General features: G+C 51.4%; 5 tRNA genes. All 5 read left to right on the plus strand.

Annotation, left to right across the window (positions count from 1 at the left end):
• Positions 1–7: 7 nt before the first annotated feature.
• The 5 genes from AB3I00_RS14670 (at position 8) to AB3I00_RS14690 (ending at position 444) form a co-directional block, all read left to right on the plus strand.
• Positions 8–81 (plus strand) — tRNA-Arg (locus AB3I00_RS14670).
• 9 nt (positions 82–90) lie between these two features.
• A tRNA-Pro gene (locus AB3I00_RS14675) sits at positions 91–164 on the plus strand.
• 19 nt (positions 165–183) lie between these two features.
• Positions 184–256, plus strand: a tRNA-Ala gene (locus AB3I00_RS14680).
• Positions 257–283: 27 nt separating this feature from the next.
• Positions 284–357: transfer RNA gene (locus tag AB3I00_RS14685), tRNA-Met, on the plus strand.
• Positions 358–370: 13 nt separating this feature from the next.
• Positions 371–444, plus strand: a tRNA-Ile gene (locus AB3I00_RS14690).
• Positions 445–465: the final 21 nt, after the last annotated feature.

Below are 465 nucleotides of genomic sequence, written 5' to 3' on the forward strand. Positions count from 1 at the left end.
CAAATATGCGCCCATAGCTCAACTGGATAGAGTGTTTGACTACGGATCAAAAGGTTAGGGGTTCGACTCCTCTTGGGCGCGTTAATTAAACGGGAAGTAGCTCAGCTTGGTAGAGCACTTGGTTTGGGACCAAGGGGTCGCAGGTTCGAATCCTGTCTTCCCGATAATTATAAATTTAAACACGGGGCCTTAGCTCAGCTGGGAGAGCGCCTGCTTTGCACGCAGGAGGTCAGCGGTTCGATCCCGCTAGGCTCCATTTCATTTAAATAATGAATATCTTTTTCGCGGTGTAGCTCAGCTGGCTAGAGCGTCCGGTTCATACCCGGGAGGTCGGGGGTTCGATCCCCTCCGCCGCGATTTTTAAGAGCCTGGACCTTTAGCTCAGTTGGTTAGAGCAGACGGCTCATAACCGTCCGGTCGTAGGTTCGAGTCCTACAAGGTCCATTGTGGCGTTGTAAGTTTCAT

The organism is Enterococcus sp. C76, assembly GCF_040886985.1.
In the GTDB taxonomy this organism is placed as follows: domain Bacteria; phylum Bacillota; class Bacilli; order Lactobacillales; family Enterococcaceae; genus Enterococcus_B; species Enterococcus_B lactis.